Source organism: Paenibacillus sp. JJ1683, assembly GCF_053006485.1.
This window is the reverse complement of sequence record NZ_CM129820.1, coordinates 5,745,514-5,754,485: the sequence shown is the minus strand read 5'-3', so window position 1 is coordinate 5,754,485 and position 8,972 is coordinate 5,745,514. Positions and strand designations below refer to the sequence as shown.

Annotated in this window: 8 protein-coding genes; all 8 read left to right on the top strand. The window is 45.2% G+C overall.

Annotation, left to right across the window (positions count from 1 at the left end; genetic code table 11):
* Nucleotides 1-1,078 precede the first annotated feature (1,078 nt).
* The 8 genes from rpmH (at nt 1,079) to noc (ending at nt 8,937) form a co-directional block, all read left to right on the top strand.
* A complete protein-coding gene (gene rpmH / locus ACUC6J_RS24955) occupies nt 1,079-1,213 on the top strand; it encodes a 50S ribosomal protein L34 (RefSeq protein ID WP_007433250.1) in 135 nt (44 codons plus the stop codon).
* Nucleotides 1,214-1,469: 256 nt separating this feature from the next.
* Nucleotides 1,470-1,820 (top strand): ribonuclease P protein component, encoded by a 351-nt coding sequence (gene rnpA, locus ACUC6J_RS24950; protein ID WP_013373922.1) that lies wholly within the window; start codon nt 1,470-1,472, stop codon nt 1,818-1,820.
* A 71-nt stretch (nt 1,821-1,891) separates the two neighbouring features.
* Nucleotides 1,892-2,761 carry a YidC/Oxa1 family membrane protein insertase gene (locus tag ACUC6J_RS24945; protein ID WP_016822442.1) on the top strand — a complete coding sequence of 290 codons (870 nt, stop codon included), beginning with the start codon at nt 1,892-1,894 and terminating at the stop codon, nt 2,759-2,761.
* On the top strand, nt 2,758-3,516 hold the full coding sequence (gene jag / locus ACUC6J_RS24940) for an RNA-binding cell elongation regulator Jag/EloR (protein ID WP_016822443.1): 759 nt from the start codon (nt 2,758-2,760) through the stop codon (nt 3,514-3,516). The genes ACUC6J_RS24945 and jag overlap by 4 nt, the downstream gene beginning before the upstream one ends.
* 130 nt (nt 3,517-3,646) lie before the next feature.
* Nucleotides 3,647-5,023: a tRNA uridine-5-carboxymethylaminomethyl(34) synthesis GTPase MnmE gene (gene mnmE / locus ACUC6J_RS24935; RefSeq protein WP_016822444.1), complete on the top strand. Its 1,377-nt coding sequence runs from the start codon at nt 3,647-3,649 to the stop codon at nt 5,021-5,023.
* A gap of 97 nt (nt 5,024-5,120) precedes the next feature.
* Nucleotides 5,121-7,010 carry a tRNA uridine-5-carboxymethylaminomethyl(34) synthesis enzyme MnmG gene (mnmG, locus tag ACUC6J_RS24930; protein WP_016822445.1) on the top strand — a complete coding sequence of 630 codons (1,890 nt, stop codon included), beginning with the start codon at nt 5,121-5,123 and terminating at the stop codon, nt 7,008-7,010.
* On the top strand, nt 7,010-7,732 hold the full coding sequence (rsmG, locus tag ACUC6J_RS24925; RefSeq protein WP_044786764.1) for a 16S rRNA (guanine(527)-N(7))-methyltransferase RsmG: 723 nt from the start codon (nt 7,010-7,012) through the stop codon (nt 7,730-7,732). Before mnmG ends, rsmG begins: the two co-directional genes overlap by 1 nt.
* A gap of 386 nt (nt 7,733-8,118) precedes the next feature.
* Entirely contained in the window at nt 8,119-8,937 is an 819-nt protein-coding gene (noc, locus tag ACUC6J_RS24920) for a nucleoid occlusion protein (RefSeq protein WP_447249583.1), read from the top strand.
* Nucleotides 8,938-8,972 lie beyond the last annotated feature (35 nt).

The window sequence follows — 8,972 nt, the reverse complement described above, 5'->3', positions numbered from 1 at the left end:
AGACGTCACTCCTTTTAAATCCTGACATTTTGCCGAATTAAGCTGCAGAGAGCTGCTCCCGGCGCTTCGGCAAAACGCCTAAAATCACAAAAATATTGTTGAAGGCCATAAAAAGACATACCGCCGCCTAAATCATGCGGCAGTGTAGTGAGAGAACGCAGCACAAAATGCCCTGAAAAATAGTATTGGAAAATTCCACTGCTGATCAGCAGAAGAAAGGCGATATTTCTCAGGAGGGAATGTGCGGCACGATCCGTTCTCTTGATCCCGCAGGCCAAAACGGGACTGCAATATGTCGAAATCAAATGAAAAATGTAGAATATATCCCCAGAATCCCGAATCCGCACAAAAATAAAAAGATGGATAAATTGAACTTGTTCACAACTTTATCCACAGGGTGTTGATAATATGGAGGGTAAAACAACATATTCACATTCAAAAGTAATATCATCATAGCAAAAGAAGCCTTGTATTTCAATGACTCGTGGTTATTTATCCACAAATTCAATCTGTTGTGTACAATTTTTATTCACAACACAAGATATTGTTTATAATTTGTTCAGTTTTCGACAATAACTCTTTTTTGCTCTAAAATGTTATGCACAGGTTATGACCATTTAAATCACAATTCCATTCTTTTTGTGGATCTGTGTATAACATCCGTTGCCTTTTGGTTACACCAGGTTGTTTTTGTGTTGAAAATTTCCGGTAACGTTTCCGACAATATTTTTGACGAAACTGATAGTGGGGATTTGAAACGGCGTGGATTTAAGTCGTAAATGAATAGATGAAAAAAAGGGCAGTTTTTAGATAAGAACGTAAGCTACAGTAAAATGCTGATGAATGTTGATCATGGAGAAGAAACGAAAAAATCGGGAATAAAGGGATAGAAAAGAGTAGAGTGGGTGATGCGAAAAGAGGGAGAGGGCTTGTGAATGTGAAAAAGAGGGAGAGAATTCAGAAGTACATTGACTTTGATCGCTATTTGTGGTTAAATGTACAAAGGTGTTTTTTGTGGAGATTGCTATGTTAGGTATATTCCATATAAAACGTATTCCTTGTAAGGAGGTGCAGCACAATGAGACCGACTTTCAGACCGAATGTCAGCAAACGTAAAAAAGTTCACGGCTTCCGTAAAAGAATGAGCACGAAGAATGGCCGTAAAGTTTTGGCAGCTCGTCGCCAAAAAGGTAGAAAAGTATTGAGTGCGTAATGCGTGCATAAAGACCACTACGGTGGTCTTTTTTTCATAATTGAAGTATTTATGGATCGGATGCTTCTTCTATTGTAGAAATGTAGTGTAAAAAGAGGGACAAGTCCTACATCCTGCTCTATATTAGATGAAGTTTTTGAAAACGGATATAAAATAAGCGAGATTACCATGTTGGAATATTGTCCATACTTCTTACTATATAAGAGGTAAGGATTGCTTACCGATATGTGTAAAAGAATGAGCAAGGAGAAGCGCCGTGCAAAAAAAATTGCGTCTACGAAACCGGGCGGACTTTGGGCGCGTATACCGCCATGGCAAATCTTTTGCCAACCATCAGTTTGTGGTGTACTGGTTCCGCCGCAGAGAGGTAGAGCAGTTCCGCGTCGGAATTTCGGCTAGCAAGAAGATCGGCAATGCAGTTGTACGCAACCGGATGCGCAGGATCGTTAAGGAAATCGTGCGCCATCATGAGCAGGAATTGGTGGAGCAGATTGACCTGATTTTTATCGTTCGTAAGGGTGCGGTTACTAAGTCGTATCAAGAGCTGGAGAAAAGCGTGCTGCACGTTTTGCGCAAAGCCTCGCTGCTCAAGTCTACGCGCCGATAGTCAGTATCTTTGTCCTACAGGATATGGTATGATTTACGTTGGAATGGATTGGTTAAGAAAGGGGTTATGAAGTGTCGCGTTTGAAGACTCAACGAGGAAAATGGTTCCTCCTGATTGCCTTATTGGCACTTGTTGCTGTGCTGTCCGGATGTACCCAGGCGGCTCACAATTCTTACACGACGGCAGACTTGGCCAATGGATCTTGGTGGCAAAGATATGTCGTTTACTGGTTTTCGTATGCGCTGGATACATTTGCCCAATGGTTCTCTGGAGAATATGGCCTGGCCGTACTGATTCTGGTGATCATTGTGCGTACTATTATTTTGCCGCTTACACTCAAGCAAGTACGCAGTTCCAGAGCAATGCAGGCTATTCAGCCGCAATTAAAAGAAATTCAAGCGAAATACAAGGATACACCTGAGCGAGTCCAGCAAGAAACGATGAAATTGTTTCAAGAAAACAAGGTTAACCCAATGGCGGGCTGTCTGCCTTTGTTAGTACAGATGCCCATTTTCATCGCGCTTTATAATGCCATTTATTATAACTCGGCATTGCGGGATCATGACTTTTTGTGGCTCCAGTTAGGTAAACCGGATCACTTCTTTATCCTGCCGATTCTAGCAGCGATTACGACTTTTGTCCAAACTTGGATGATGATGAAAATGAATCCGACACCGCAGCAAGGACCTATGCAATTTTTGCTGTATGTCTATCCGGTGCTAATTCTATTCATGTCGTATAACTTCCCGTCTGCTTTGCCGTTATACTGGTTTTTCAGTAATATTTACACGATTGTTCAAAACTATTTCCTTTATCGGAATAATGATAAGGACGCAGCATTGGCTAATGTAAAAACAGCGAGTCTCGCGAAAACAGGTTCCTCTAATAATAGTAAGAAAAAAGGCGGCAAAAACACGAAGGGGGCTAAAAAGTCGAGATGACCAAAGTCGTGACATCAGGAAAAACCGTTGAAGATGCTGTAAGACAAGGACTCTCCCAGCTGGGAGTAAGCCGTGAACGGGTAACCGTAAACGTGTTGGAACAGCCGTCAAAAGGATTCCTGGGGTGGCTAGGGGTCAAAAAGGCGAAGGTGGAGCTTACGCTGCTTTCTGAGCCGTCTCCTGAAACCACACACACGGCTGAACCTCATGTATCGGCTCAAGCACCTTCTGACGTGGGACAGGCTGTATCACAAGCTGGGTCTGTTGCGCAGGAAGCACAGATGAACATGGAAGCATCCAGGGGACATATAGACCCTTATGAAGAGGCGGTACGTTTCATCCGTGAAACAGCTGCAGGAATGGGACTCGACGTCGAAGTCGATGTCCGTCATCGCAAGGATGAAAGTACACTGGATATCTCCGGTCCATCGCTCGGTATGCTGATTGGCCGCAGAGGACAGACATTAGATGCATTGCAGTACCTGACGAATATTGTTGCTAACCGTCATTCTGATAAATTTATCCGAATTGTGCTGGATGCCGAGCAATTCCGTGCACGTCGGCGGAAAACGCTGGAGGATTTGGCGGAACGATTAGCGAACCAGGCTGTTCGTTACGGCAAGGAAGTGGTACTGGAGCCAATGCCGTCCCAGGAGCGGAAGCTGATTCATGCCAAGCTCCAGCAGCATGCGCTGGTTAGAACATACAGCAAGGGGGACGAGCCTAATCGGCGCGTTGTCATTGCCAAGAAATAATCCGACGCAATGGCTCTCTGCAAGCTGCAGAAGCCATTGCTTTTTTTCTTATATTTCACACAATGAAACGGGTGCCGTCCTTGATGAAGGGCGGCAATGCCGTTTTTACTTGATAGGAGGTAGGAACGATATGCTGAGCGATACCATAGCTGCCATTGCAACGGCTGTCGGCGAGGGCGGCATTGCAGTTGTGCGGGTCAGCGGTCCAGAAGCGGTCACGGAAGTGGAGGCTTTGTTCCGTAGTAAAACGCCCTTAAGTAAGGCTCCAACGCACACGGTACACTATGGACATATTATAGATCCTCAAAGCCAAGAGAAGGTGGAGGAAGTTTTAGTTACAGTGATGCGGGCACCACGCTCTTTTACAACAGAAGATGTGGTAGAGATCAGCACTCATGGCGGGGTGGTAGCCGTTAAACGGGTGATGGATTTGTTACTGCTGCAAAATATACGTCTGGCTGAGCCAGGTGAATTTACGAAACGTGCTTTTTTGAATGGTCGTATTGACTTGAGTCAAGCGGAGGGCGTTATTGACTTAATTCGTTCCAAATCGGATAAAGCCTTTTCGATGGCTCTGAAGCAGGTGGATGGGCAGCTGTCCCAGAATATTCGTCGTTTGCGTCATGTATTGGTGGAGACACTTGCTCATATCGAAGTAAACATTGATTACCCTGAGCATGATGTAGAATCCTTTACGTCTGAGTTAATCAAGGATAAAAGCAGCCAAGTCATGGCAGAAATTGATCGGCTGTTGCACACAGCGGAGCAGGGGAAAATTTTGCGTGAAGGGCTGACTACAGCGATTGTCGGAAGACCGAATGTAGGCAAATCGTCGCTGCTAAACACGTTGGCTCAGGGCGAACGGGCGATTGTGACCGATATTCCGGGTACGACCCGTGACGTTATCGAGGAGTATGTGACGATTAATAATATTCCGCTCAAGCTGTTGGATACAGCTGGAATTCGCGAAACGATGGATGTCGTGGAACGGATTGGGGTAGAGCGTTCGAGAACGGCAGTTAGTGAAGCGGATCTGTTGCTCATCGTTATGAATGCCAACGAACCACTGCACGAGGATGAAATGGCATTAATGGAACAAATCCGCGGTAGACAAGCGATTGTTATTATGAATAAAATGGACTTACCGGCCCAAATAGACCGGGATTTGTTGCTGCGCTATGTTCCTGAAGAGCTTATTGTGCCGATGTCTGTGAAGGAAAATGAGGGAGCAGATCGGCTGGAGCAGGCTATATCGAATTTATTCTTTAGCGGCAAGCTAGAATCAGCGGATATGACGTATGTCAGCAATGTACGGCATATTGCTTTGCTGAAGAAAGCACGCCAATCGCTGGTAGATGCCTATGAGGCCGCTGATCAATTTGTTCCAATTGACATGATCCAGATTGATGTAAGGCTGGCATGGGAGCATTTGGGTGAGATTGTAGGCGATACTGCGCATGATGCGTTAATAGATCAAATATTTTCACAATTCTGTCTGGGCAAGTAGAACATTCAAGCATGGCTGTTTTAAGCCTGCTATCGTCATAGATACACAAGAGCATATTCGGGGTGAAGACTCGAATGTATAAGGAGGCAAGAGAGGTATGGGATATCAAGGAGGCGACTATGATGTGATCATCGTCGGTGCAGGCCATGCGGGCGTAGAATCCGCCTTGGCAGCGGCACGGATGGGCTGTCGTACATTGATGATCACAATTAACTTGGATATGGTCGCATTCATGCCCTGCAACCCGTCTATTGGTGGTCCCGCAAAGGGTCATGTAGTACGGGAAATTGATGCATTGGGTGGCGAAATGGGTCGGAATATCGACAAGACATTTATCCAAATGAGAATGTTAAATACTGGTAAGGGTCCTGCTGTGCATGCCTTGCGCGCACAAGCAGACAAGTTCTCTTATCAGCATGCGATGAAGGAAACGATGGAGAAAGAACCGAATCTGACCTTACGTCAAGGCATGGTTGAAGAGCTGATTATAGAAGACGGCCAATGCGTAGGTGTGATTACGAAGACGGGCACAGAGTATCGTAGTAAAGCAGTTGTCCTGACGACGGGCACCTATCTGCGCGGAAAAATCATTATGGGTGAGCTGATGTATGAGAGTGGTCCGAACAATCAGCAGCCTTCGCTGAGACTTTCTGAACATTTGAGAGAGCTTGGGTTTGATCTCGTTCGCTTTAAAACAGGGACGCCACCACGTGTGCATAAGGATACGATTGATTTTAGCAAAACAGAAATACAGCCAGGCGATGACCAGCCGAAGTTCTTCTCCTATGAAACGAAGTCCTCGGATAATGAGCAGTTGCCTTGCTGGCTGACGTATACTTCAGTGGAAACACATCAGATTATTAATGATAATTTGCATCGTGCACCGATGTTCTCTGGTCTGATCGAAGGAACGGGACCACGTTATTGCCCCTCTATTGAAGATAAAGTGGTGCGTTTCAGTGATAAGCCGAAGCACCAAATCTTTTTGGAGCCTGAGGGTAAAAACACATCTGAATACTATGTTCAAGGCTTGTCAACAAGCTTGCCAGAGGATGTGCAATTAGCAGTACTGCGTACCATTCCAGGGATGGAAAAGGTAGAAATGATGCGTAACGGTTACGCTATTGAGTATGATGCGATGGTACCTACTCAGTTGTGGCCTACTTTGGAAACGAAAAAAGTACCTGGCTTGTTCACAGCAGGTCAGATTAACGGGACATCTGGTTATGAAGAAGCTGCGGGTCAAGGAATTATGGCTGGGATTAATGCAGCTCGCAAGGTGCAGGGCAAAGAGCCCGTTGTACTGGATCGTTCTCAAGGCTACATTGGGGTTCTGATCGACGATCTGGTGACAAAGGGTACAAATGAGCCCTATCGTTTGCTGACATCCCGTGCAGAATACCGTCTGTTGTTGCGGCATGATAACGCGGATCTGCGATTGACTCCGATCGGGCATGATATTGGTCTGATTACAGATGAACGATACGAGCGCTTTTTGGATAAAAAACAAAAGGTAGAGCAAGAAATTGAGCGTTTGCGCTTAGCTAAAGTTCGTCCGGTTGATGTAAATGAGATGCTGGAGCAAGGCGGATCTGCACCGATACAGGACGGCAGTAATTTGTTAACAGTACTGCGTCGACCTGAGATCAGCTATGCACAAGTGGCACAAATTTCGCCTTCACCTGTAGCTCTTACTGAGGAAGAGCAAGAACAGGTGGAAATCCAAATTAAGTATGCGGGCTACATTGAAAAGCAATTAATGCATGTAGAACGCCTGCAAAAGATGGAGAAGAAGAAGCTTCCAGAGGATATCGCATACAATGAAGTTCAAGGCTTGGCCATTGAAGCCAAGCAGAAACTTGAGAAGATCCGTCCGATGTCCATTGGTCAGGCATCCCGTATCTCCGGTGTAACTCCTGCGGATATTTCCATTTTGCTGGTTTATCTGGAGCACTATAACCGTGTAACGGCAGCGAGGGGATCTTAATGGACGCGATACAACAGCAGTTTAAGCAGCGGCTGGCAGAGCATAGCATTGTGATTAATGACAGTCAGTTAGAGCAGTTTGAAACGTATTACCGTGTGCTGGTCGAATGGAATGAAAAAATGAACCTGACGGGCATTACTGAGCGAGATGCAGTGTACACCAAGCATTTTTACGATTCTGTTTCACTTGCCTTTTATGTTCCGTTAAATGATGTGGGGAGCCTGGCTGACATTGGGTCAGGCGCTGGTTTTCCTGGGATCCCCTTGAAAATATGCTTTCCACATATTCAATTGACCATTGTAGACTCCTTGAACAAACGCATACAATTTTTAGCTCATGTTGTAGAGCAGTTGGGACTGGAAAATGTCGAACTGATTCACAGCAGGGCAGAGGAATTGGGACGCAAAGCAGGATATCGTGATAGCTATGATCTGGTCACAGCGCGAGCCGTTGCCCGTCTCGCGGTACTAAATGAATTTTGTCTTCCTTTTGTCCGTGAAGGGGGCCACTTTGCAGCGATGAAGGGTAGCGACCCAACGGAAGAAATCAGGGAAGCCTCCTACAGTTTGAAAGAGCTAAAGGGAAAAATCAAGCATGTTCAGGCCTTTCAGCTACCTGTTGAGGATGCAGCCAGACATATGATTATTATTGAAAAAAGAGCAGCTACACCACGGAAATACCCGCGTAAGCCAGGTACTCCTTTGAAAACACCTTTAGTGTAAATGTTTGAAAAAAAGTGAATGTTTCACGTGAAACATTCACTTTTTTTATGGTTTATAAACTCCTTACTTAAGATGACTCCTTGCCGAATGCCCTCTACATAATTTATTCTTTTATCCTTCTGAAAAGCTGTTAGAGACGATAGGATTATGACTGGAAAAGTGATAGAATAGAGATAATCGTTTTAGTGTAAGTTGGCTGCTTCCCGTACCCATGATTTCAGATATACATATAGGGAAGTGGGACAACAAATGTCAGGGGAGTACGTGGAGTGTACCCGCTTACGGCGCTGTTTCATATAGAAGGGTCTACAATCCCCGTAAGGAACTGTTTTTCACGAAGCGCTGTTTGTATGGTGCTATTATGAAATTAGGTGGTATTATACGGAATGAAAGAACAATTTTCCAAGCTATTTGGTTTGACGGAGCGCTCCAATGGGGACGAAATAAAACAAATTCCAGTTCGGGATATTGTCAGCAGTCCTTATCAGCCCCGCACCATATTTGACGACGAAAAGATTGATGAGCTATGCCAGACTATTAAGACGCATGGTGTAATTCAACCGATTGTCGTTCGTTTCCGTAATGGACAATATGAAATTATAGCAGGGGAACGTCGTTGGAGAGCTGTCACCAAGCTGAGTATGGAGACGATTCCAGCCATTGTTCGTGAGTTTAATGATTCACAAGCTGCATCCATCGCGTTGATTGAGAATCTTCAGCGGGAGGGCCTAACTGCGATTGAAGAGGCTGTAGCTTATCAAAAGCTGATTGACCTGCATCAACTCACCCAGGAAAGCCTCGCTCAGCGACTTGGCAAAAGCCAATCCACTATTGCTAATAAGATACGGCTGCTTCATTTGCCGGAGAGAGTGAAAGAGGCTCTAATGGAGCGGAAGGTGTCCGAGCGTCACGCTCGTGCATTATTGTCGTTAGAGACCGAAGAGCTACAGTACAAGGTTTTAGATGAAGTGATTGCTAAGGAACTCAATGTGAAGCAAACAGAGGCACGAGTTGCCTTCTATAAACAAGTATCCACGATTAAGAAATCTAAGCGGATTTCCTTTACCAAGGATGTCCGGCTTGCGCTGAATACGATTCGTCAATCCATTGATATGGTGTCTGGCTCAGGGTTGGATATCAAAACAAAGGAATCTGATCATGAGGATCACTATGAGATTGTCATTCAAATTCCCAAACGTAAGTAAGGGATGAAGCGTACAGCGGCAGCAATTGCCGCTTT